The sequence below is a fragment of the Mesorhizobium sp. M7D.F.Ca.US.004.03.1.1 genome, from assembly GCF_003998635.1.
Lineage (GTDB): Bacteria > Pseudomonadota > Alphaproteobacteria > Rhizobiales > Rhizobiaceae > Mesorhizobium > Mesorhizobium loti.
In genome coordinates this window covers 1-728 of record NZ_RZQG01001575.1, presented here as the reverse complement: position 1 = coordinate 728, position 728 = coordinate 1, and the positions used below count along the sequence as shown (strand labels likewise).

The 728-nt window shown below is 62.1% G+C and carries 2 protein-coding genes; one reads left to right on the top strand and one right to left on the bottom strand.

The window, feature by feature from the left end; genetic code table 11:
* A partial coding sequence (locus EN935_RS38805; RefSeq protein WP_164757899.1) for a glutathione S-transferase family protein occupies positions 1–276 on the bottom strand: 276 nt, incomplete at its 3' end.
* Between the two features lie 95 nt (positions 277–371).
* Between EN935_RS38805 and EN935_RS38800 the strand changes: the two genes are divergently transcribed.
* Positions 372–728 (top strand): helix-turn-helix domain-containing protein (locus tag EN935_RS38800; RefSeq protein ID WP_164771864.1); only part of this gene is annotated, 357 nt, incomplete at its 3' end.

Below are 728 nucleotides of genomic sequence, written 5' to 3'. Positions count from 1 at the left end.
GGCATAGGGGTCGGCAGGGTGGAGGGGGTTGGCCTGCGTCTCTTCGAGGAATTCGAGGATGGCGGCCGATTCGAAGATCACCGTTTCCTCGCCATTTCGCTGCACGCGCAGCAGCGGCACCTTGCCGAGCGGCGAGATCGCCTTGAACCAGTCCGGCTTGTTGGCGAGGTCGATGTCGACGCGCTCGAACGGCACGCCCTTTTCGGCCAGTGAAATCGCGGCGCGCTGCACATAGGGGCACAGATGATGGCTGACGAGAATGAGCTTGTGGTTCATCGGGTTTTCCAAAGTTAATGCAATTGCATCTATGTAGATGCATGCGCATCGATCGTCAAGCTTGATGCATCTGCATCTATCGCCTATGTTGGACCATGACCAAGAAAGCCACGCCTTCGCCCGGAGCCATCAAGGCCTGGGCCCGCCTGATGCGGGTTTCGCGCCAGCTGATGGAAAGCGCTGAAGAGGCGTTGAAGGCCGCTGGCCTGCCGCCGCTTGCCTGGTACGACGTGCTGCACGAGCTTGCCGAGGCGGGCGAGGGCGGGCTGCGGCCGTTCCAGCTGATCGAGCGCACCTTGTTTGCGCAATACAACATTTCGCGGCTGCTGGCCCGGCTCGAGGCCGATGGGCTCGTCGAGAAACTGCCGGTGGCCGATGACGGCCGTGGCCAGACCATCCGCATCACGACCAACGGTCGCGAGACGCGTCGTCAGATGTGGGCTGTCTACGGA